At 63.4% G+C, this 20,916-nt stretch carries 22 protein-coding genes and 1 tRNA gene; 14 read left to right on the plus strand and 9 right to left on the minus strand.

The features are described from left to right. Positions 1–146: 146 nt before the first annotated feature. On the plus strand, positions 147–773 hold the full coding sequence (locus AC51GR_RS19595; protein WP_496326323.1) for a putative glycolipid-binding domain-containing protein: 627 nt from the start codon (positions 147–149) through the stop codon (positions 771–773). On the opposite strand, the gene AC51GR_RS19600 is transcribed toward AC51GR_RS19595, so the two are convergent. Next, on the minus strand, positions 746–1,729 hold the full coding sequence (locus AC51GR_RS19600; RefSeq protein ID WP_496326324.1) for a prephenate dehydrogenase: 984 nt from the start codon (positions 1,727–1,729) through the stop codon (positions 746–748). The two genes, AC51GR_RS19595 and AC51GR_RS19600, sit on opposite strands and share 28 nt — an antisense overlap. Before the next feature lie 94 nt (positions 1,730–1,823). Between AC51GR_RS19600 and AC51GR_RS19605 the strand changes: the two genes are divergently transcribed. From AC51GR_RS19605 to AC51GR_RS19620, 4 genes are all read left to right on the plus strand, one after another. After that, on the plus strand, positions 1,824–2,333 hold the full coding sequence (locus tag AC51GR_RS19605) for a tRNA adenosine deaminase-associated protein (protein ID WP_496326325.1): 510 nt from the start codon (positions 1,824–1,826) through the stop codon (positions 2,331–2,333). 16 nt (positions 2,334–2,349) lie between these two features. Further along, positions 2,350–2,808 carry a nucleoside deaminase gene (locus tag AC51GR_RS19610; RefSeq protein ID WP_496326326.1) on the plus strand — a complete coding sequence of 153 codons (459 nt, stop codon included), beginning with the start codon at positions 2,350–2,352 and terminating at the stop codon, positions 2,806–2,808. Positions 2,809–2,992: 184 nt separating this feature from the next. Beyond that, complete coding sequence (locus AC51GR_RS19615) at positions 2,993–3,202, plus strand: CsbD family protein (protein ID WP_496326327.1); 210 nt, start codon at positions 2,993–2,995, stop codon at positions 3,200–3,202. Between the two features lie 76 nt (positions 3,203–3,278). Then, positions 3,279–3,369 (plus strand) — tRNA-Ser (locus AC51GR_RS19620). Positions 3,370–3,432: 63 nt separating this feature from the next. Here AC51GR_RS19620 and AC51GR_RS19625 read toward each other — a convergent pair. Then, a complete protein-coding gene (locus AC51GR_RS19625) occupies positions 3,433–4,425 on the minus strand; it encodes an NAD-dependent epimerase/dehydratase family protein (RefSeq protein ID WP_496326328.1) in 993 nt (330 codons plus the stop codon). A 174-nt stretch (positions 4,426–4,599) separates the two neighbouring features. Here AC51GR_RS19625 and AC51GR_RS19630 point away from each other — a divergent pair, with 174 nt between their 5' ends. The 9 genes from AC51GR_RS19630 (at position 4,600) to AC51GR_RS19670 (ending at position 13,130) form a co-directional block, all read left to right on the plus strand. Next, a complete protein-coding gene (locus AC51GR_RS19630) occupies positions 4,600–5,214 on the plus strand; it encodes a TetR/AcrR family transcriptional regulator (protein WP_496326525.1) in 615 nt (204 codons plus the stop codon). Positions 5,215–5,549: 335 nt separating this feature from the next. Next, the gene (locus AC51GR_RS19635; protein ID WP_496326329.1) at positions 5,550–6,896 is read left to right on the plus strand and encodes an aromatic ring-hydroxylating oxygenase subunit alpha; all 1,347 of its coding nucleotides are present in this window, start codon (positions 5,550–5,552) and stop codon (positions 6,894–6,896) included. 31 nt (positions 6,897–6,927) lie between these two features. Further along, positions 6,928–7,407, plus strand: a complete 480-nt coding sequence (locus tag AC51GR_RS19640; RefSeq protein ID WP_496326330.1) for a hypothetical protein — start codon at positions 6,928–6,930, stop codon at positions 7,405–7,407. Beyond that, positions 7,404–8,690 (plus strand): cytochrome P450, encoded by a 1,287-nt coding sequence (locus AC51GR_RS19645; RefSeq protein ID WP_496326331.1) that lies wholly within the window; start codon positions 7,404–7,406, stop codon positions 8,688–8,690. Before AC51GR_RS19640 ends, AC51GR_RS19645 begins: the two co-directional genes overlap by 4 nt. After that, positions 8,687–8,896, plus strand: a complete 210-nt coding sequence (locus AC51GR_RS19650) for a ferredoxin (RefSeq protein WP_496326332.1) — start codon at positions 8,687–8,689, stop codon at positions 8,894–8,896. Before AC51GR_RS19645 ends, AC51GR_RS19650 begins: the two co-directional genes overlap by 4 nt. A gap of 41 nt (positions 8,897–8,937) precedes the next feature. Then, positions 8,938–9,693 (plus strand): SDR family NAD(P)-dependent oxidoreductase, encoded by a 756-nt coding sequence (locus AC51GR_RS19655; protein ID WP_496326333.1) that lies wholly within the window; start codon positions 8,938–8,940, stop codon positions 9,691–9,693. Positions 9,694–9,739: 46 nt separating this feature from the next. Further along, positions 9,740–11,110, plus strand: a complete 1,371-nt coding sequence (locus tag AC51GR_RS19660) for an ABC transporter substrate-binding protein (protein ID WP_496326526.1) — start codon at positions 9,740–9,742, stop codon at positions 11,108–11,110. A gap of 248 nt (positions 11,111–11,358) precedes the next feature. Further along, the gene (locus tag AC51GR_RS19665; RefSeq protein ID WP_496326334.1) at positions 11,359–12,774 is read left to right on the plus strand and encodes an ABC transporter substrate-binding protein; all 1,416 of its coding nucleotides are present in this window, start codon (positions 11,359–11,361) and stop codon (positions 12,772–12,774) included. Between the two features lie 188 nt (positions 12,775–12,962). Next, positions 12,963–13,130 carry a hypothetical protein gene (locus tag AC51GR_RS19670; RefSeq protein WP_496326335.1) on the plus strand — a complete coding sequence of 56 codons (168 nt, stop codon included), beginning with the start codon at positions 12,963–12,965 and terminating at the stop codon, positions 13,128–13,130. A gap of 20 nt (positions 13,131–13,150) precedes the next feature. On the opposite strand, the gene AC51GR_RS19675 is transcribed toward AC51GR_RS19670, so the two are convergent. From AC51GR_RS19675 to AC51GR_RS19705, 7 genes are read right to left on the minus strand one after another with little or no spacing between them, the layout of a single operon-like run. Beyond that, on the minus strand, positions 13,151–13,630 hold the full coding sequence (locus AC51GR_RS19675; protein ID WP_496326336.1) for a carboxymuconolactone decarboxylase family protein: 480 nt from the start codon (positions 13,628–13,630) through the stop codon (positions 13,151–13,153). Then, positions 13,627–14,724 carry an NAD(P)H-dependent amine dehydrogenase family protein gene (locus tag AC51GR_RS19680; RefSeq protein WP_496326337.1) on the minus strand — a complete coding sequence of 366 codons (1,098 nt, stop codon included), beginning with the start codon at positions 14,722–14,724 and terminating at the stop codon, positions 13,627–13,629. The genes AC51GR_RS19675 and AC51GR_RS19680 overlap by 4 nt, the downstream gene beginning before the upstream one ends. Before the next feature lie 48 nt (positions 14,725–14,772). Beyond that, positions 14,773–16,386 (minus strand): NADH-quinone oxidoreductase subunit NuoN, encoded by a 1,614-nt coding sequence (nuoN, locus tag AC51GR_RS19685; protein ID WP_496326338.1) that lies wholly within the window; start codon positions 16,384–16,386, stop codon positions 14,773–14,775. Further along, positions 16,383–17,948: an NADH-quinone oxidoreductase subunit M gene (locus AC51GR_RS19690; RefSeq protein WP_496326339.1), complete on the minus strand. Its 1,566-nt coding sequence runs from the start codon at positions 17,946–17,948 to the stop codon at positions 16,383–16,385. The genes nuoN and AC51GR_RS19690 overlap by 4 nt, the downstream gene beginning before the upstream one ends. Continuing rightward, a complete protein-coding gene (gene nuoL, locus AC51GR_RS19695) occupies positions 17,945–19,828 on the minus strand; it encodes an NADH-quinone oxidoreductase subunit L (protein ID WP_496326340.1) in 1,884 nt (627 codons plus the stop codon). Before nuoL ends, AC51GR_RS19690 begins: the two co-directional genes overlap by 4 nt. A 6-nt stretch (positions 19,829–19,834) precedes the next feature. Beyond that, positions 19,835–20,134 carry an NADH-quinone oxidoreductase subunit NuoK gene (nuoK, locus tag AC51GR_RS19700; protein ID WP_496326341.1) on the minus strand — a complete coding sequence of 100 codons (300 nt, stop codon included), beginning with the start codon at positions 20,132–20,134 and terminating at the stop codon, positions 19,835–19,837. Continuing rightward, complete coding sequence (locus tag AC51GR_RS19705) at positions 20,131–20,907, minus strand: NADH-quinone oxidoreductase subunit J (protein WP_496326527.1); 777 nt, start codon at positions 20,905–20,907, stop codon at positions 20,131–20,133. The genes nuoK and AC51GR_RS19705 overlap by 4 nt, the downstream gene beginning before the upstream one ends. Positions 20,908–20,916: the final 9 nt, after the last annotated feature.

The raw sequence follows: 20,916 nt of genomic DNA on the forward strand, positions 1-20,916 counted from the left end.
CGGGTTCGGTCCGGCGAGCGGGGGTGCGTGGGAACAGTGCCCGGTGGCCTCCGGTGTGGACGATCGGGGCGCAGTGGGGAGGGGCTGATCGGCGGTTATCCCCGGTTGGGTCGATAACCGGCAACCCGGTCGCCTACCGTGGAGTCGTGAGTTCCCCAGATGTGTCCCACGAGCCCGCCGCATCTTCGTCCGCGGCGGCCGGAAATGGCGACTTCAAGACCGTGATGACCTGGCGTGGCGTCGGTGCCGAACGCCTGGAGCAGGTCCGGGTCACGGTGACCGGCAAACGGATCAAGGCCTACGGCCGGATCATCGCCGCGGCCACCGCCGATCACGAGGCATTCAGTGCTTCCTACGACCTGATCACCACCGACGCCGGCCTCACGAAACGCCTGTCCCTGCACCTGGTGCGGGCCGGCGGTGACACCCAGATCTCCATCACGCGTGACGGGCAGGACGTGTGGCTGGTGCAGACGGCTCGCGGCATGCAGCGCAGCGATTTCAGTGGCGCCCAGGACGTTGATCTGGCGTTGAGTCCCTTCTTGAACGCGCTGCCGATCCGTCGGCTCGGATTGCAGAAGCCGTCCACGGCGCCGACCACCGTGCCGGTTGCCTACCTCTACATACCTTCCGGTGAGTTCTCGGCGGAGGCGTTGCAGTACACCCCGCGCGAGGGTGGCATCGACATCGTCTCGCCGATGGCGCAGGCCACCATCACGGTCGACGACAACGGATTCGTCCGGGACTATCCCGGGCTGGCCGAGCGGGTCTGACCCGTCCAGAGGGCGCCGTCGCGGGCCGCGTTGCGCAGATCGGCTTCCCAACCGGGCGCACCGATGGTCACCGACACCGGTGGACCGTCGACTCCGTTGACCTTGTCGTAGTGCTTGCGGGCCCGATGTCCGTCGGCGACCAGCGTCTCGACCGAGCCTTCATCGCGCAGCTGATCGCGCGCGTATGTCAGCCGGTCGATGGTCTCACTCAGTGCGATGAGCAGCTCTGTCGCATTCGCCTCGAGCATGGCCCGCTGTGCGGCCGGTGAGGTCCCGGCAACGCGGGTGACGTCCCGGAACGATCCGGCGGCCAGCCGCAGAGCCAGATCCCCCTCGCCGGCGCCGACAACGGCGGTGACCGCCGCCGTCAGGTGTGGCAGGTGCGAGATCCCGGCGACGGCCCGGTCGTGCTCATCGGAGGCCGCCGCGACCACCCGTGATCCGACATCGAGCGCGACCTGAGCGACGATCTGCCAGACCTGCGGATCGACGCCGTCATCGGTTCCGACCACCCAGACCGCGCCCGTGAACAACTCGGCGTCGGTGGCCGGCCAGCCGGATTCGGAGGTCCCGGCCATCGGGTGACCACCGACGAACCGGTGACCGAGCCCGTGGGCGTGCGCCGCGTGGGCGACCGGCTGCTTCACGCTGACGACGTCGGTCAGGGGACACTCCGGAGCATGCTGGGCGACCTGGGCGACGAGCGCACCGATCGTCGGCGCCGGGGTCGCCAGCACGATCAGTGCCGAACTGTCGGCAGCCCGGCGTAGCGTCGCCACGAGATCGGACGAGGCGTCGTAACCATCGGCGACGGCTGCCCCCACCGTCTCCTCGGAACGGTTGTATCCGAACGTGGTCCGGCCGGCGGCCACCGCCGCGCGGAGCAGGGAACCGCCGATCAGGCCGAGACCCAGAACGCAGATGGGCGGCCGATGTGTCGAAGCGCTGTGTGTCACCTGTTCAGATTCGCATATCGCCGCCTCCGGCGATGCCGGGTGGCAGTGCCGGAGAGAGTTGGGTTTACCCGCGCCGCCCGCTACCGTGACCGCTATGGCTGGTGCGCGCGCGGATGAAGTAGATGGGTTTGCCATTGCGGTCGTCCGAGAGGACGGCAAGTGGACCCTCACCGCATTGGACAGCAACTCGCTCGGCGAACTGCGGGAGACCGAGAATCTGCTGCGTGGCCTGCGCAGTGCCGGTGCAGTGTTCGGATTGCTCGATGTCGATGATGAGTTCTTCATCGTCGTGCGTCCGTCCCCCTCGGGGACCAAACTCTTCATCTCTGACGCCACCGCTGCCATCGACTACGACATCGCCGCCGATGTGCTCGAAGTCCTCAACGTCGACATCCCGGATATCGACCCCGACGACCTCGCCGACGTCGAGCCGTGGGAGGAGGGCGATCTCGCGATCCTCTCGGATCTCGGACTGCCGGACTCGGTGATGAGCGTCATCGTCGGCGACACCGACCTGTACGCCGATGAGCAGATCGGGATGATCGCGGCGCGGTTGGGATTCGCGGACGAGCTGGCGAAAACGCTTGAGCGTCTAGGGCACTAGACCCGCTGGGGCGACCATGAACACCGATGAGCAGATGGTCGAGGCCGCACTCGCCGTGGCGGCACAGGCCGATCCGCGCGATGTCCCGGTCGGTGCGGTGATCTTCGACCCCGCCGGGCGCGTGATCGCCACCGCGGCCAACGCGCGCGAAGCCACCTCCGATCCGACGGCGCATGCCGAAGTCCTCGCCATCCGATCTGCCGTCGCTGTACTGGGTGACGGTTGGCGTCTGACCGGATGCACCATCGCCGTCACTCTCGAGCCGTGCACGATGTGCGCCGGTGCGATCACCCTGGCTCGACTCGAGCGGTTGGTATTCGGCGCCTGGGAGCCCAAGACCGGCGCCGTGGGGTCGCTCTGGGACGTCGTCCGCGATCGTCGCAACATCCATCGGCCACAGGTACGTGGCGGGGTTCTCGAAGACCGGTGCGCAGAAGTATTACGCGACTTTTTTGCCGCCCACCGACCGTCCTGACCGGTCCTTATCTCCGACATCACATCCCGTGCCAGATGTGATTTTCAGGTCGTGGACGGCTATGCGGCAGCTGGCACGTTTGAGATCTGTGTACCGGGGAAATCGTGGATGTCAGATCGGCCGTGGTACGCGCCTGCGTACCGAAGAAGAGGGCCACCTGTTCGAACTGCACATGGAGGTTGTCATGGGTGTCAGTGATGATGCAAAGAACAAGGCAGAAGATCTCAAGGGCCGTGGCAAAGAGGCCGCGGGCAGCCTGTCCGGTGACGACGAGCTGAAGGCCGAAGGCAAGGGCGACCAGGCCAGCGCCAGCGCAAAGCAGAAGGTCACCGACGCCGCCGACGCAGTCAAGGGCAAGGCCGACGACATCAAGAACAAGCTCACCGGACACTGAGTGCTCTGGGGCCGCAAAAACCGGCTCTGACCAGCCGATTGTAGTCCTGGGCCGCCGCTGCGGTAATGTTTTCCGCGGTGGCGTGTCCGAGCGGCCGAAGGTGCAGCACTCGAAATGCTGTGTACGGTAACCCCGTACCGAGGGTTCAAATCCCTCCGCCACCGCCATAGAAATCCCCCCATCTTCAGATGGGGGGATTTCTGGTTTCCGGAGCGTTCCGAGGTGGCGGATCAGCCGATGTCGTGTGCGCGGTAGAAGGCGACGGCCTCACGGACCGAGTCTTCGAAGCAGGTGGTCTTCCAGCCGAGTTCACGTTCGGCCTTGCTGTGGTCGAGTGCGGACATGTAGTCCCACATGTTGAAGGCCCGTCTGACGAACATGATGTCCCGCCGGATCAGTTTGCCGATCACCTGAAGCGCAGAGGCCGTCGCCAGGACGGCAGGCAACGGCAATCCGAGCCAGGGGGCCCGCTTTCCACCGGCCGCCGTGGCCAGGGTGTGCAGTTCGCGAGAGGTCATGTAGGTGTCGGAGATGATGTAGCGCTGCCCGTTGCGGCCGTGATGCATCGCCAGCACCATCGCTTCGGCGGCGTCGTCGATCCCGACGACCTCGTGCCGAAGACCGCGGAAGTAGAACGGTGCCTTGCCGGCGGAGATCCGTGCCAGCAGGCCGCCGTGTGGGGTCGGTTGCCAGTCGAGGGGTCCGTAGGGGGTGGAGATGCACAGCGCGACCGCGGGTAGTCCCTTGTCTGCGGCGTAGCTCAGGACCATGTTCTCCGCGTCGACCCGGCACTGTGTGTACGGGCCACCGATGTCGTACCAGTTGAAGGGATCGTCTTCGGTGACGGGTACGCCGTCGGTGCCGACCGCCAGTGTCGCGATGGTGCTCATGAAGACGAACTTCTCGAGTTCGGCCTCGACCGCGACATCGAGAACGTTCCGCAGTCCGTCGACGTTGGTGCGAAACAGTGGCGCGGGATCTCTGAGCCAGGCCCGGGCATCGACAACGCAGTAGAAGACGACGTCGCACCCGGCCATCGCGGCGCGCAGGGCCTCGACATCCCAGACGTCGCCGTAGCATCGCTCGACGTCGAACCCCTCGATGCCTTTCACGGAACTGGTCTTGCGGAGCATCACTCGGACGTCCTCGCCACGCTCGACCAGTTTTCTGGTCACGTTCGAACCGACGAAGCCGCTGGCCCCGATCACCAATTTCTTTGCCATTGAACGCCTTTGCGTTGTTTATTGACCCGGGAAAGGTGGGGTCGGAGAGGGGAGTCAACACGATTCGATCGCTTGATCAATCGAATGCCTATGATGCGGGTCACAGTGCGGCGTGTCAAGGAATGGCGGATGGCGGTTCTGATCCGCCACCTGCTCATATGCGAGGATGAGCGAATGGTCGAACGTTGGACACGCGAGCGGCGTCTCGAACACACTCGTGGTCTTTTGTTGGATGCCGCCGAAGAGCTGTTTGCGCGCAAGGGTTTTGGTTCCACGCCGCTGGAGGACATAGCGGAGGCGGCGGGTTACACCAGAAGTGCCATCTACTCCCACTTCGGTACCAAATCGGAGCTCTTTCTCGCCGTCATCGTGCGAAGTCGGGAGCGGTTCCTGGACGGCTTCACGGACCTGATTGCGTCCCTGCATCGGTTGGATGATCTCAATCTCGATGTGCTGGCAGATCGTTGGCGCGAGCTGAGCCTGAGTCAGGACGGCCCGAATCGGGCCGCGCTGGGGTACGAGTTCACCCTGTTCTTGCTGCGTCATCCAGATGCCCGGGAGCGCGTTGCAGCCCAGCGACTCGAAGAGATCCGGTCCTTGGGTGAATACATCACCAGGGATGTCACCCGGATCGGCGCCACCCTGACCATTCCCGCTGAAACATTGGCGCACGTGATCATCGCCACCAACGATGCCGTCACCCTCAACAGCAGTGTTGACGACGAAGATCTCTATCGCCCCTTCTTGCAGTTGGTCGTCTCCAGCATCGTGCCTCCCAACGGCGGCTAGATCCCCCTGGCCGGCGTCGGCCTCACCCTGAGTCCAGACCACCCGCGGATCCGTCGCGGGTGGTCTTCTTGTTGCGTAAATAGCGCTTCAGCTGCGGTTATGGGCACTCAAAGACACTCTTGCGCTTTATGTACATCTTTGTACAATAGTGCTGTGGATCACAGTTGGCCGATGATCCCAGCCACGACGAAGCAGCCCACGTTTCATTCGACATCTCGCCACGAAGGTCCACTGAGCGCGCACCGGCCAACCGGTGACGCGTGATGACCGCACTCGCGTATCGATGTCGCTCGGACCGTTCGGCCTGTCACCACCGACGAAGAGAGCGTGAACCAATGGAAACAGCGAGGACCGGAGAATGGGTCGACGAGGCCCGCGGGCTTGCCGAATACGAGTCCCATGGATTTCCCACCGAGGTTCCGAACTCTGAGTACACCTCTGTGGAGTTCCAGGAGCAGGAACGCGCCAAGATCTGGATGAAGGTCTGGCAATTCGCCGGTCGCGTAAGCGAATTGCCGAATGTCGGTGACTGGAAGGAATACAAGGTCCTCGACCAGACCTACATCATCGTGCGCGGCAAGGACGGCCAGATCCGTGGTTTCGTGAACGCATGCCGGCATCGCGGGAATGTGTTGTGCCAAGGCACCGGTAACGCCAAGCGGGGATTCCTCTGTCAGTACCACCTCTGGTCCTACGACCTGGAAGGCAAGCTGCGCGGCATGCTTCGCGAGAATGCACAGGGTGACATCGATAAGGACGATCTGTCGCTGGTCTCGGTGCCGACCGATACCTTCGGCGGCTTCATCTTTCTGAATCCCGACCCCGATGCCGCGCCGCTGTCCGACTACCTCGGCGAAGAGGTGATCAAGCTGTTGGAGCCGTACTCCCTCGAAGAGATGACCACGGTCATGAATGTGAGAGAGCGGATCAACTGCAACTGGAAAGTTGTCATGGACGCCTTCGAGGAGGGCTACCACATCTCGGGTATCCATCCCGAACTGCTGAATGTCATTGCGTTGGACCCGAAAACGAGTCGGTTTCAGTTCTTTGAGAACCACAGCGTGGCCTGCGCGCCGTTTGATGTCGCGAACTCGATCTCGGCAGATGACGAGATCATGGGTATCAAGGCACTCCCGGAGACCTTCCCGGGGACAGCGGCGGTATTGCCGCGCTTCGATGAACTGGTCAGCGCCTATCAGGATGCGGACGGGAAAGTCGGCTTCCCTGAAGGGGTAACCGGCCGGACGATCCTGCAGCAGGCCACCCGGGACACCCTCACCGGTATGGGGCTCGACGTCAGTGGGCTCACCGACGCGCAGATGAGTGACAACCACGGCTGGGTGCTGTTCCCGAACTTCTTCATGACAATCCGGGCCGGCGAGGCGCATGTGGTGATGGCGGTACCCGATCCCGACGGTGACCCCAACAGGTGTATCTGGCATGTCGCCAGTTTCATGTGGTTGCCCGAGGAGTTGCGTGATGTCTACAAGGCGGACCTGATCGAGGTCGACGAACCCGGAAGCTACAAGTATTTCCTTGCCCTGCAACAGGATTACGAACAGATGCCCAGGCAGCAGCGCGGGTTGAGGAACACCGGTCTCAAGTACATGTCGTTGGTCAGAGAGGAAATCGTCGTATCGCATTTCCATTCGGTCCTGAACAAGCACATCGCCGGTCTGTGAAGTATTGAACATGTCTCGAATTGGAGAAGAAATGACAGTGTCTTCGAAGGACGTCAACGATGTCATCGACAACTACACCGGGCTCTCGCGCAAGGCTCTGGAATACGGTCTCATCACAAAGAAGATCGTGGCGGGCGCAGCCAAGGAGCCCGGGTTCTCGGTCGACAGCTGGGCTCCCCTGGCTGATCTGATCGATGTCGATGTCTTCGAGCGTGTCGGCAACTTCAAAGAGGTCATGAACTGGACCGACTATGTGAACTTCCTGACCGCCTGGGCCGGAAATGCCGACTGGGACTGCTCATTCAAACGGGTCACCGAGAGCGGGCGCACCGTGTTCCTCGAGCTGGAGGAGCGCAGCACGGTGGGGGAGTTCAAGAGCGTGGTCAACTCGGTGTCGGTCTACGAGTTCAACGACGCGGGAAAGGTCACCCATATCGACGTGTATCTGCAGATGGCGATGCCCGAGGGTGACATGTTCGGTAGCTATGAGGGAGTGACGATTTCACAGTGAGCGCACCCGACAACCTTGATGAAGTCGACTTCTTCATCGACAACGAACTGCTGTCCGATCCGTACGACTATCTTGCGGCAGTCCGCAGCGAATGTCCGGTACGCAAAGAGGCCCACCATGACGTGGTGATGATCACCGGTTACGAAGAGGCCCTGGAGATCTACAACGATCCCGCACGCTTCTCATCGTGCATCTCGGTCGCCGGCCCCTTCCCGGGCTTCCCGGTACCGCTTGAAGGCGAGGACATTTCAGATCTGATCGAGAAGCATCGCCCTGAGCTGATCATGAATGATCAACTGCCCACGATGGATCCGCCGACCCACACCGCCCATCGGGCGCTGCTGTTGCGGATGATCACACCGAAGCGGTTGAAGGAGAACGAGGAGTTCATGTGGCGACTCGCGGATCGCCAGCTCGACGAGGTGCTCGTCGATGGCCGTTGTGAGTTCAACGGCGGATTCGCGACGCCGTTCGCGATGCTGGTCATCGCCGATCTCCTCGGTGTCCCGGAATCCTCACACGAGGAGTTTCGCGAGGCGCTGCTGAGCGGACCGACCATCGGGAGCAGCACCGGTGACGCGATGGAGCATTCCCCGCTCGGGTACCTCTATGGCAAGTTCACCGAGTACATCGAGGACCGTCGCCGGCGGCCGCGCGGTGACGTTCTCACCGGTGTCGCCTCGGCGACCTTCCCGGATGGGAGTGTCCCCGAGGTATCCGACGCGGTGGCCGTGGCGGCGAATCTCTTTGCCGCAGGCCAGGAGACAACGGTGCGTTTGCTCTCCTCGGCCGTGAAGATGCTCGCAGAGGACGCTGAGCTCCAAGCCAGGTTGCGGGCCGACCGCAGTCTCCTTCCGGCATTCATCGAGGAGGCGCTCCGCTACGAGAGTCCGGTACGCGGCGACTTCCGGTTGTCGAAGGTTCCGGTGACGATCGGCGGTGTCGATTTGCCGGCAGGCACGACGCTGATGCTGATCAATGCGGCGTTGAACCGAGATCCACGAAAGTTCCCTGATCCGGACGTATTCGACGTCGATCGGGTGAATGCGCGGAGCCACGTTGCGTTCGGCCGCGGCATTCACAGTTGTCCGGGTGCGCCCTTGGCTCGGGCCGAGGCCGTGGTGAGTTTGGAGCGGCTTCTCGACCGGACCGGTGATATCTGGATCGACGAGGACAAGCACGGTCCCCCCGGGAACCGGCGTTACAGTTACCTTCCGACATTCGTTCTGCGTGGATTGACCCACTTGCACATCGGGTTCAGTCCGCCCCTCAGCGGTTCATGATTCTGCACGTCGACTCCGATCGGTGCGCCGGCCACGGGGCATGTGTTGCCACCTGCCCCGAGGTCTTCGCCTTCGCCGACGGAGGTTTCGCGGAAGTGGCGATGGACCGAATCCCCGACGAACTCGCCGAACTGGCGGGTCAGGCCCAGCGCCACTGTCCGGAACAAGCAATTCGATCGGGACCGCCTTCCGCTGGGGCGGAATAGAAGCCTGTTCATCCGATTCAGTGTCTGAAAGGACGAAGATCATGCCCTTTGGGGGAACCACCGCGGTTGTGACCGGCGGCGCCTCGGGTCTTGGCCTGGCCATCGCCGAGGGGCTGATCGCCCGCGGCACGCAGGTTGCCATCTTTGACATCCAAACCGAACAGCTCGAACTCGAGGTCAAGCGTCTGCGAGAAACGGGGGCCACGGTCAACGGTTACGTGGTCGATGTCTCTGATCGCGGTCAGGTCCGATCCGCAATGGAACAAGTGCGATTCGACTTCGGGCCGGTGCTCATCTTGATCAACAACGCAGGGATCGAGCAGTTCGGGAAGTTCGACGAGATCTCAGACGAGTTCTGGGATCGGGTCATGGCGATCAATCTTCGCGGACCGTTCATCTGTACGCAGGAAGCGCTGCCCGATATGAAGGCAGCCCAGTGGGGACGGGTTGTCAACATCTCCTCGTCGAGCGCGCAAGGCGGGCAGTCGCAGATGGCCGCCTACGTCGGCTCGAAGGCCGGGTTGATCGGCCTGACAAAGAGTTTGGCATTGGAGCTGGGCAGGTACGGAATCACCGTCAACACGGTTCCCCCGGGAATGGTGGTCACACCGCTACTCGAGAAGGCAATAGCGGAAGGACGGTTCACCGCCTCGCTGGAGCACTTCGCCAAGATCACCCCGGTCAAGCGCGCCGGCCGTCCCGAAGACATCGCGAACGCGACCGTCTTTCTCTGCCAGGACGAGTCGTCGTACATCACCGGTCAGGTCATCGGTGTCAATGGCGGTCGAAGGACGTGAGCGAGCTGTGTACACGAAAGGAACGACGAACGTGAGAACCCATCGCATGTTGATCGCCTTGATGGCGACCGCGCTGCTCGTGGCCGGATGTGGCGACCGCGGCGGCGGCAGTGGCGAGGATGCCGGTGGTGGAGGCGATACCGCTGCCGCCGGTACCGCTTCCAGTAGCTTCGGCGACCTCACCGAGGTCTGTCAGGAAGGCGATGCCAAGGGGTCGCCGACGCAGGGTGTGACCGATGATCAGATCCAGATCGGGGTCTTCTCGGATGTCGGTTTCACCAAGAACGAAGAGTTTGTCACCGCCGCAAAGATTTTCACCGGATGGTGCAATGAACTCGGTGGTATCAACGGACGCGAGGTCGTTGCCAACACACGCGACACCAAGTTCATGGACGTCCGCAAACAGATGGTCGAGGCCTGCGCCAACGACTTTGCGCTCGTCGGTGGTGGGGCAGGGCTCGATGGTCTCGGCGTCAAGGAGCGGTTGACCTGTGGGTTGCCGACCTTCACCGCCCAGGTCGCCCAGGTGACCTCTGCGGGCGCCGATCTGGAGATCAGCGCCGACCCGAGTCTGACACCGGGCTATGACCCTTACTACGGGTTCCGGTCCTGGCTGATCAACGACGCCTATCCGGGTTCGAAGGGCTTGGTGGGAATCATCAACGGCGACTCCCCGGTAACAAAATTGATGGGTGCGCAGGCGGTCGAAGCCGTGGAGGGCGCCGGCGGAACCTTCGTCTACAACGACCTGTATCCCGCGATGGGCGTCTCGGACTGGACACCCTACGCGCAAACCATCAAGAGCAAGGGCGTCAAGGGATTGATCTGGTATGGCGAGTTCCGGCAGTTGGCCAAACTCGAAGCCGTGCTTACCTCGATGGACTACAAGCTCGACTGGATCGACACCAACAACAGTGCCTACGGCGAGGAGTTCATCGGGCTGATCGGCACGTCCGCCGCGGCGCAGAACAATTATCTGGATCTGGGTGGTAACGCGCCGTTGAACAGTGATGTTGCGGCGATCAAGGAATTGCTTGCCCTGCAGGAGAAGTACGCCCCGGACTCGCTGTTGACGTTGCCGGCGATCCGGGCGATGTCCTCGTGGTTGCTGTTCGCGAAGGCGGCGGCCTCCTGCGGTGACGATCTGACCCGGACCTGCGTGTATGAGGCGGCCAGGACCGAGACGGCCTGGACCGGTGGCGGTTTGCATGTGCCGCACAACATCTCCGAGCCGATCCCGCCGTCGCCCTGCTTCAATGTCGAGGTGGCCCGGCCGGATGGTTGGCAAGCGGCGGACTTCGGGGCGGATGTCGATGGTCTCTACCGGTGCGATATCCCGCCGTTGAAGTACACGACCGACTTCGGTCAGCCGATGACACTCGCAGATGTCGGAATGAGCATGGACGATATCAAGTGAGTCGCCGGTGGGGCTGCGGGTCTTCCTGATCGGGCGGGGAGTTCAGGCCGGCGCGGCGTCACTTCATCACCGCGTCGGAGAATGCCCACCTTCAGCTCCGAGCAAGGTGCAGGGCGGTCTTGGGGATTCCCCGAATTCGATCGGCTTCTCTGCCAAGATGGGTCCCCGTGTGGCACGGGGCGGGGGTCATCGAGGTCGAGGGTGGTTGGACGCCGAGCGTGTCCTGCCGACGAACGGAGCAAGTGAAGGTGAAACCTCATCGTGTGCTGATCGCCTTGATTGCCGGTGCGGTGCTTGTGGCCGGATGTAGCAACGAGGTCGACGGTGGTGCCGTCCGCACCGAGACCGGCAGTGGCACAGTCCACGCCGAGGGCGCAGGCAGTACTGGTGCGGCGGCTGTATCCATCCCGAACAATTTCGGTGACCTGACCAATATTTGTCAGGAAGGGACCGCGACGGGATCACCTACGCAGGGCGTGACCGACGATGAGATCAGGGTGGGTGTCTTCTCCGACGTCGGCTTCACCAAGAACCGCGAGTTCGTCGATGCTGCCGAGATGTTCACCAGTTGGTGTAACTCCAACGGAGGAATCAACGGCCGCAAGATCGTCGCCAACATCCGTGATGCCAGATTGATGGATGTCCGTCAACAGATGGTCGAGGCCTGCGCCACTGACTTCGTTCTCGTCGGTGGCGGATCCGCCCTCGACGGTCTCGGTGTCAAAGAACGGCTGAACTGTGGGATGCCGACCTTCACCGCGCAGGCCACCCAGGTGGCCTCCGCCGGTGCTGATCTGGAGGTCAGCGCCGATCCGAGCCTGACCCCGGGGTACGACCCGTATTTCGGGTTCCGGTCATGGTTGGTCAACAAGGCCTATCCGAAGTCGAAGAACCTGGTGGGGATCATCAACGGGGATTCGCCGGTGACCAAGGTTCTCGGCGCGCAAGCGGTGGAAGCCGTGGAGGCCGCCGGTGGAAGTTTCGTCTACAACGATCTGTATCCGGCGATGGGTGTCTCGGACTGGACGCCCTATGCGCAAGCCATCAAGAGCAAGGGCGTCAAGGGGCTGATCTACTACGGGGAGTTCCGGCAGTTGGCCCAGCTCGAATCGGTGCTGACCTCGATGAATTACAAGCTCGACTGGGTCGACACCAACAACAACGCCTATGGTGACGAATTCATCGAACTCCTCGGCGATTCCGCGGAGGAACAGAACAACTACCTCGATCTGGGCGGCAACGCACCGCTGAACAGCGGAGCCTCGGCGATCAAGGAACTGCTTGCCCTGCAGGCGAACTACGCCCCGGATTCACAGCTGACATTGCCGGCGATCCGGGCGATGTCCTCGTGGTTGCTGTTCGCGAAGGCGGCGGCCTCATGTGGTGACGATCTGACCCGGACCTGTGTGTATCAGGCGGCCAGGACCGAGACCGCCTGGACCGGTGGCGGTTTGCACGTGGCGCGCAATCTGGCCGAGCCCATCCCGCCGTCACCCTGCTTCAACGTCGAGGTGGCCAGGCCGCAGGGCTGGGAAGCCGCGGACTTCGGTCCCGATGTCGACGGTCTTTACCGGTGCGATATCCCGCCGCTGAAGTACCGGACCAATTTCAGTTCACCGATGACGTTGGCGGACGTCGGCAAGACCATGGCCGACATCGAGTGAGGATGGGATTTTCCGGCCGGTGGGTGGCTTCGTCGCAGTGGTCTTGCGATTGTCCGATTTCCCGCTACACTTGTGCTCTGCATCACAGGCGGTACGCCGAATGGACCAGATCACAGCCCGATTTCTGTCCAGTACAACCCTCTCGCTTGCTCGCCTGATGATGTCTGACCGCATAGGAGATGGTTGCAGTGGCCGAACGCCTGTACTACTCGAATCCGCCGATGGATCCCTCGACGCTTGTCAGGGAGGGCGGGGCCAGGCTCCATGCCATTGCGTTGTCGCAGCGGAACCGGTGGCGGATCAAGCTGGCGAGTTCGGACTTCCGCTCGATCGTCGGACTTCCCTGGGTGGTCTGACCCCCCGGGCGGTCTGGAGCTCAGTGGCTCGGCAGCGCGCAGGCGGTGTCGAGGCCGAGAACGTGATTGAGGCGACCGAACGCCAGCCACGAGCCCAGGCACATGCTCAGCTCCACGATTTCACGCTGGTCATAGGCCGCGGTCATCCGTGGCCAGAACTCGTCATCGAGTCCGTGGTGGTCGATCGCATACCGTTCGGCGTACTCGGCTGCAAGGCGGGTGCGGGCATCGAAGGCGTCGGTGGTGCGCCAGTTCTCGACGGCCTGATCGAACGTCGGCTCCACCTTCACACCGTCCCGTTCGGTCCGCCAGTCCTGGCAGAAGACGCATCCGTTGATCTGCGCGATCCGGAGCCGGGCCGCCTCGAATTCCCGAAGTCCCAGGGTGGAATCCGAATAGACCTTCATCGAAAAGTTGGCGGCCGCCGGCCCGATCGCCGGAACCATCTCACCCCACACGTAGGAGATGGGGTCTTTGCCGTCGGGGACGTCGATTCTCATGTCGGTGTCTTCCTCTTGAGTTTGCCGAGTGCCGGTGTCAGCGGAACGTCGAGCGCGTCATACAGTCCGGGGCCGGCCGCGCGGAGCCAATTGATCGAGTTCACCAATCTGCCCACCGCCGTGGCATTTCCGCCGGCGGCACGGTTACCCCCTTCGTCTGTCGCCTCGACGGTGATCTCTATCCGTGGGCGTCCTTCGATGATGACCCTGTGTGCGCCGTCGCCACCGTCGGGCGGCATCGGCCAGTCCGGTGCGCAGGACGGGTGGATCCGGGTGATGTGTTCGATGACGATCAGCGGTTCACCGTCGACGATGCCCTGGACCTCGAATCGCAGTGCTCCCTGTGTGCCTCGCGCAAAGGTCCCCATCTGCGCAGTTTCGATCGTGGTTTCCAGTGGTCGGCGAAGCAGTGTCTCCCGGATCTCGTCCACTTCGACACCGAGGGCGCGGGCGATCAGCCGAATCTGCCCGCCCCACACCATCGTCGGGACCGTCGCTGCCACCATCGGCGGGTCGTAGTCCATGGGTTGCCCCATTCCGATGAGATATCGCACGGAGTCCGGCTGATCGTAGGTTGTGTAGTCGAAGATCTCCTGGCAACGCACCTGTTCCACGGTCGATGCCAGACCACTCGCGAGGATCGGCAGGATGTCGTTGCCCCAACCGGGATCGATACCGGATACGAAGAGCGATCCACCACCGTCGTCGATGGCGGCGAGTACGGGGTCACGCGACTGCGCCGGGGCGGAGGTGGGGTCGTAGAGCGCGTAGACCGAGGGACTGACCACGGTTGCGCCGCCGCGGATCGCGCGGGTGATGTCGGCGAGGGCGTCCTCGGGTCTGATGTCTCCGGATGCCGCATAGACCACGGCCTGGGCCTCTGCCAGCGCTCTCCCGATGTTGTCGGTGGCCACGACACCGAGGCTGCGGCCGACATCGGCGATGTCGCCGGCGTCGCGCCCGACCTTGTCGGGGTTGTGCACGATCACGGCGGTGAGCTCGAGATCAGGATGTGCCTCGACTGCGCGAATCGCCGCCCGCCCGACATTGCCGGTTCCCCACACCACGGTCCGTACCGGGCTCTGGCTGGTCATACCGCCACAATATAGAACACGTTCCAGTTTCACCGGCAGTCCGGGATGTCAGCGGTAGAACACCGCCGCATTGTCGGCGAGGTCGAGCAGCGGTTGCGGGAAGATGCCGATGAACACGGTGACCGCGGCGCTGATCCCGATGATCACGGTGGTGCCGATATTGGGTGTCACGACGGTCGGGGCATCAGCGTCAGCATCGGCGTCGGGTTTGGGTTCGGTGAAGAACATCAACCCGATCACCCGGATGTAGAAGACCACAGCGATCGCGCTGCTGAGCACGCCCACGATGACCAGCGGTACGGCTCCACCGGATGCGGCGGCTTCGAACACCGCGAACTTGCTGACGAATCCACTGGTCAGCGGTATCCCGGCAAATGCCAGCAGGAACAGTGCGAAGACCCCCGCCACCACCGGGGAACGACGACCGAGCCCGGCCCACCGTGACATCGCGGTCACCTCACCGGAGCCGTCCCGGACCAACGTCAGCACGGCAAAGGCCCCGACCGTGCTGATGCCGTAGGCCACCAGATAGAACATGGTCGACGACAGGCCATCTCGGCTCATCGCGATCACGCCGGTGAGGATGAATCCGGCGTGCGCGACGGAGGAATACGCCAGCATCCGCTTCATGTCGGTCTGGGTGATGGCCACAACCGAACCGAGCACCATGGTCGCGATCGCCACCGCCCACATCACCGGGCGCCAGTCATCCTTGAGGTCCGGTAACGCGACGTAGAAGACACGCAGGACGGCTCCGAACGCGGCGATCTTGGTGGCCGAGGCCATGAACGCGGTGATCGGGGTGGGCGCGCCCTGGTAGACATCGGGGATCCAGTAGTGGAACGGCACCGCACCGATCTTGAAGAGCAACCCCACCGACACCAGTCCGGCACCGATCAACACCAGCGTCCGATCGGCGGTGTCGGCGTCGACGGCGGCCGCGATCTCGGAGAGCTGGACGGACCCGGCATAACCGTAGAGAAAGGCGGCCCCGAACAAGAAGAACGCCGACGAAAAGGCGCCGAGCAGAAAGTATTTCAGCGCCGCCTCCTGGGACAACAGGCGACGCCGTCGAGCCATCGCGCAGAGCAGGTACAGGGGGAGCGACAGTACTTCGAGGGCGATGAACATCGTCAGCAAATCGTCCGATGCCGGGAACAACAGCATCCCGCCGACCGCGAACATGACCAGTGGAAAGACCTCGGTCTGAATGATCCCGGCCCGGGTGGCGGTGTGTTCGCTCTCGCTTCCGGGTGCAGTTGCGGCTGCAGAGGTGAACGCGTCCAGGACCTTTCGTCCACCCGATGCCGTGGCACCGACCCCGGCATGCGCCGAGACGCCGACCGAGGTCCGTTGGGCGATGAGCGGGATCACCAAGGCCGACACCGCCAGGATCGTGCCCTGCATCAGCAGCGTCGGTCCGTCGACGGCGACCGCACCCACCGCTGCCGATGCCCGGGTGCCGGCGAGTGTCACCACGGCTATGAACGCCGCTGCCAGGCCGCCGCTGCTCAGCACCAGCTGTCCGCCGTAGCGATATCTGGCCGGGGCGAATGCTTCGACCAGCACACCGGCCACCGCCACGCCGAAGACGATCAGCATCGGGGAGAGCTGGGCGTATTCGATGGACGGGGCGGGCAACACGTCCGCAGCGGAGTTCATCGCGGTCCTCCGTCGGTTTCGGCGACAGCGGGCGCCGGATCTTGTTCATCGATGACGGTCAGGGTGTGGCCGACAGCCGGATCGATCACGTCCAGAACCGGTTTCGGATAGATTCCGAGCACCAGGAGCAACGCGATGAGCGGTGTCACGACCATGAGCTCGCGTCGTTTGAGATCGCCTATCTGTGCGTTGGCCTTCGTCACCGGGCCGGTCATGACGCGCTGGAACATCCACAACACGTAGAGCGCAGCGAGGACCAAGGCGATCGACGCGCAGATCGCAGCCACCGGATAACGGGTGAAAGTGCCGATCAGAACGAGGAATTCGCTGACAAATGGGCCCAGGCCGGGGAGCGAGAGCGTTGCGAGCCCGGCGATGAGGAATGTGCCGGCCATGATCGGTGCGACCTTCTGGACCCCGCCGTAGTCGGCGATGTTGCGGGTGCCCCGCCGGGTCACCAGGAATCCGGCGATGAGCATCAGCGCGGCCGTGGCGATCCCGTGGTTCACCATGTACAGCGTCGAGCCGGTCTGCCCCTGGCTGGTCAGTGCGAAGATGCCCAGGATGATGAAGCCGAAATGGGAGATCGACGTGTAGGCGATGAGCCGCATCATGTCGGTCTGCCCGATCGCGAGGACCGCGCCGTATACGATGCCGATCACCGCCAGCGTGATGATCAGCGGCGTGAAATACCTTGTGGCATCTGGGAACAACTGCACGCAGTAGCGCAGCATCGCAAACGTTCCCACCTTGTCGACCACGGCCATCATGAGCACTGCGCCGGCCGGGGTGGCCTGAACTGCGGCGTCGGGCAACCAGGTGTGCAGCGGCCACAGTGGTGCCTTGACCGCAAAGGCGAACATGAAACCGCCGAACAGTGCCTTGGCCACGGTGGGATCGATGTCGAGTGTGCCCGACGAGATCGCCGCGACGATCTCGCGGAAATCGAAGGTGCCACCACCCTGATCGACGGTGACGACATACAGTCCGATGACCGCCGCCAACATGACCAGTCCGCCGACGAGGTTGTAGAGCAGGAACTTCACCGCCGCGCGGGTGCGCGCCCCGGAATCGCGGGGACTCCCGAACCCGGCGATGAGGAAGTACATCGGGATCAGCATGGCTTCGAAGAAGATGTAGAAGAGCAGGATGTCGAGGGCGGTGAACGAGATCATCACCATCGCCTCGACGAGCAACATCAACGCCACGTAGCGATGGGTGGCCCGGCGACGGCCCGGGTCGGCGTCATGCCAGCCGGCCATCAGGAGCAGCGGCAACAGGACCGCCGTCAGGACCACCAAGGCCAGGGCGATGCCGTCGATGCCCAGTGAATAGGTGGCGCCGAAAGCCGGTATCCACGACCTGGATTCGACGAACTGGAACTGCTCGCCGCCGGTGTCGAAGTCGATCGCGAGGCCGATGGAGATGGTGAGTACCGCCCCCGATGTGGCCAGGGCGATCCACTTGACGTGCTCGCGCATCCGCGGCGGCAGGCTCAGGATGAGCACGGCGCCCACGGCGGGTACCGCCCACAGCAGGGTCAGCCAGGGAACGTCGCTCACCACACCCTCACCACCATCATCATCGCGACCACCAGGGCGGCACCGGCGAACACCGACAGCGCGTACGAGCGAACGAAGCCGGTCTGGAGGCGACGTGCGCCTGCCGACACCCCGGCGACCGCGCCCGAGATGCCTTGCACAACACCGTCGACGCCTTTCGTGTCGGCCACACCCAGTGCGGCGGTGAGCTTCTGGCCCGGGCGCATGAACACCCTCTCGTTGAAGGCATCGCCGTAGAGATCACGGCGAGCGGCCTCGGTCAACGGTGTCACCTCGTCCGGGGCCGTTTCGGGAACGGTGCGCCCGGCGTACTGGCGGTAGGCGATGCCCACTCCGACGAGCACCACGGCCAGGGTGCTGACGGTGATCACCCACACCGGGACGCCGAGATGCCCGTGGTGTTCCCCGACAACGGGTTCCAGCCAGTTCTGTAGCGAACCACCGAGAACCAGGAGCCCGCCGGCGCCCACCGATCCGAGCGCCAGCACGACCATCGGCGCGGTCATCGAGGGCGGCGACTCGTGGGGATGCGTATCCGGCTTCCACCGCCGGTCCCCGAAAAAGGTCAACAGCATCACGCGCGTCATATAATACGCGGTGATCCCGGCCCCGAGTACCGCGACGCTGCCGAGGATGATGCCCTTGACGCCACCTGCCGCCCAGGCGGTTTCGATGATCTTGTCCTTCGAGAAGAACCCCGAGAACGGCGGGATGCCGATGATCGCGAGGTATCCGAGCCCGAAGGTGACGAATGTGATCGGCATCAGGGTCCGCAGACCGCCGTACCGTCGCATGTCGGTCTCGTCGTTCATGCCGTGCATCACCGAACCGGCGCCGAGGAAGAGACCGGCCTTGAAGAATCCATGGGTGATCAGGTGCAGGATGGCAAAGGCGTAGCCGGCCGGTCCCAGCCCGGCGGCGAGAACCATGTAGCCGATCTGGCTCATGGTCGATGCGGCCAGCGCCTTCTTGATGTCGTCCTTCGCGCAGCCGATGATCGCGCCGAAGAGCAAGGTCACCGCGCCGACGATCACCACGGCCAGTTGGGCATTCGGGGCCAGATCGAAGATCGGACCCGAACGGGTGATGAGGTAGACACCGGCGGTGACCATGGTCGCCGCGTGGATCAGTGCGGACACCGGGGTCGGGCCTTCCATGGCGTCGCCCAACCAGGACTGCAGGGGAACCTGGGCCGATTTCCCGCAGGCCGCGAGCAGCAGCATCAGTCCGAGCGCGGTCAGTGTTCCTTCACCGGCCTCGCCGGCGCCGCCGAACACCTCGGAGAAGCCGACCGAGCCGAACGTGGCGAACATGATCATCATGCCGATCGCCAGGCCCATGTCACCGACGCGGTTGACCACGAAGGCCTTCTTCGCGGCGGTTGCGGCGGCGGGTCGTTCGTGCCAAAAACCGATCAGCAGGTAGGACGCCAGGCCGACGCCCTCCCAGCCCAGGTACAGGCCGAGATAGTTGTCGGCCAGGACCAGCAGCAGCATTGCTGCGAGAAAGAGGTTCAGATATGCGAAGAACCGACGTCTTCCGGGATCGGGCGCCATATATCCGATGGAGTAGATGTGGATCAGTGACCCGACGCCGGTGATGAGCAGGACGAAGCACATGGAGAGCTGGTCGAGCTGTAACCCGAAGTCCACCTGCAGTTCACCGGCCGGGACCCAGGTGAACAGGGTTTGATTCATCGACCGGTCGTCGGTGGAGGTGCCGAGCATGTCGAAGAACGCGGCGACGCCGAACGCAAACGATGCCAGTGCCATGAGGCAACCGAGCAGATGACCCCATCGGTCGGTGCGTCGACCGCCCAGCAGCAGTATTGCCGCCCCGGCCAGGGGCAGTGCCGGAAGAACCCAGATGAGTTTGTCCATGGGGGCTCAGAGTTTCAGCAGATCGGCAGCATCGACCGAGGTCGAGCGACGGGTGCGGAAGATCATCATGATGATCGCCAGGCCGACAACAACTTCCGCGGCAGCGACGACCATCGTGAAGAACGCGATCACCTGGCCGTCGAGATTGCCGTGCATGCGGGCGAAGGTGACGAATGCGAGGTTGCAGGCGTTGAGCATCAATTCGACACACATGAACACCACGACGGCATTGCGCCGGAGAAGAACGCCGGCAGCCCCGATGGTGAACAGGAGCACCGAAACATACAGGTAGTTCTCCGGATTCATGATCGGCGCTCCGGATCGCCGATTTCGGGACCCGGACCGAACGGGTCGCGGGGTACGAGGACTTCGCTGACCGACAGGCCGGAATAGGAGCCATCGGGGAGTCGCGCCGGCATGTCGACCGCGTTGTGCCGGGCGTAGACGCCGGGATTGGGCAGGGGCGTGGCTCGTTCACCGTCACGGAACCGGTTGATGGACATCTCCCGTTGGGTGATCTTGGGGCCGAGCCGCTCCCGATGCGCGAGCACCATGGCGCCGAGGGTGGCGGTGATCAGCAGTGCACCGGTCAATTCGAACGCCCACAGGTACCGGATGAAGATGATCTCGGCCAGTCCTTCGACGTTGCCACCCGCGTTGGCTTCCTCGACTCCGGCAAAGACGGTGACCGAGGCGCTTCCGACACCGGCGATGAGGAGGATCCCGAAACCGAGACCGGCCACCGTGGCCCCAAGGCGTTGCCCGCGAATGGTCTCGACCAGGGAGTCCGTCGAATCGACCCCCACGAGCATGAGGACGAACAGAAAGAGCATCATCACCGCACCCGTGTACACGACCACCTGCGCGACGCCGAGAAACATTGCACCCTGGGCGATGTAGAAGACGGCAAGAATGATCATGGTCATCGCCAGGAAGACGGCCGAGTACACCGCTTTCGCCGAGCACACCACACCGAGGGCGCCGAGGACGGCGATCGTGCCGAGGATCCAGAACTGCACCGCCTCAGCGGTCGACGTCTGCGTCAGCGGCTGTGCGACAAGTGTCGATGCGGACAACAGGCTGTTCAC

The sequence above is a fragment of the Williamsia sp. z71 genome (genome assembly GCF_059553375.1).

Excerpts from the sequence above, each read along its gene's own strand:
- AC51GR_RS19605 (WP_496326325.1), top strand. The coding sequence starts at position 1,824 with ATGGCTGGTGCGCGCGCGGATGAAGTAGATGGGTTTGCCATTGCGGTC.
- AC51GR_RS19610 (WP_496326326.1), top strand. The coding sequence starts at position 2,350 with ATGAACACCGATGAGCAGATGGTCGAGGCCGCACTCGCCGTGGCGGCA.
- AC51GR_RS19615 (WP_496326327.1), top strand. The coding sequence starts at position 2,993 with ATGGGTGTCAGTGATGATGCAAAGAACAAGGCAGAAGATCTCAAGGGC.
- AC51GR_RS19625 (WP_496326328.1), bottom strand. The coding sequence starts at position 4,425 with ATGGCAAAGAAATTGGTGATCGGGGCCAGCGGCTTCGTCGGTTCGAAC.
- AC51GR_RS19630 (WP_496326525.1), top strand. The coding sequence starts at position 4,600 with ATGGTCGAACGTTGGACACGCGAGCGGCGTCTCGAACACACTCGTGGT.
- AC51GR_RS19635 (WP_496326329.1), top strand. The coding sequence starts at position 5,550 with ATGGAAACAGCGAGGACCGGAGAATGGGTCGACGAGGCCCGCGGGCTT.
- AC51GR_RS19640 (WP_496326330.1), top strand. The coding sequence starts at position 6,928 with ATGACAGTGTCTTCGAAGGACGTCAACGATGTCATCGACAACTACACC.
- AC51GR_RS19650 (WP_496326332.1), top strand. The coding sequence starts at position 8,687 with ATGATTCTGCACGTCGACTCCGATCGGTGCGCCGGCCACGGGGCATGT.
- AC51GR_RS19655 (WP_496326333.1), top strand. The coding sequence starts at position 8,938 with ATGCCCTTTGGGGGAACCACCGCGGTTGTGACCGGCGGCGCCTCGGGT.
- AC51GR_RS19660 (WP_496326526.1), top strand. The coding sequence starts at position 9,740 with ATGTTGATCGCCTTGATGGCGACCGCGCTGCTCGTGGCCGGATGTGGC.
- AC51GR_RS19675 (WP_496326336.1), bottom strand. The coding sequence starts at position 13,630 with ATGAGAATCGACGTCCCCGACGGCAAAGACCCCATCTCCTACGTGTGG.
- AC51GR_RS19680 (WP_496326337.1), bottom strand. The coding sequence starts at position 14,724 with ATGACCAGCCAGAGCCCGGTACGGACCGTGGTGTGGGGAACCGGCAAT.
- nuoN (WP_496326338.1), bottom strand. The coding sequence starts at position 16,386 with ATGAACTCCGCTGCGGACGTGTTGCCCGCCCCGTCCATCGAATACGCC.
- nuoL (WP_496326340.1), bottom strand. The coding sequence starts at position 19,828 with ATGGACAAACTCATCTGGGTTCTTCCGGCACTGCCCCTGGCCGGGGCG.
- nuoK (WP_496326341.1), bottom strand. The coding sequence starts at position 20,134 with ATGAATCCGGAGAACTACCTGTATGTTTCGGTGCTCCTGTTCACCATC.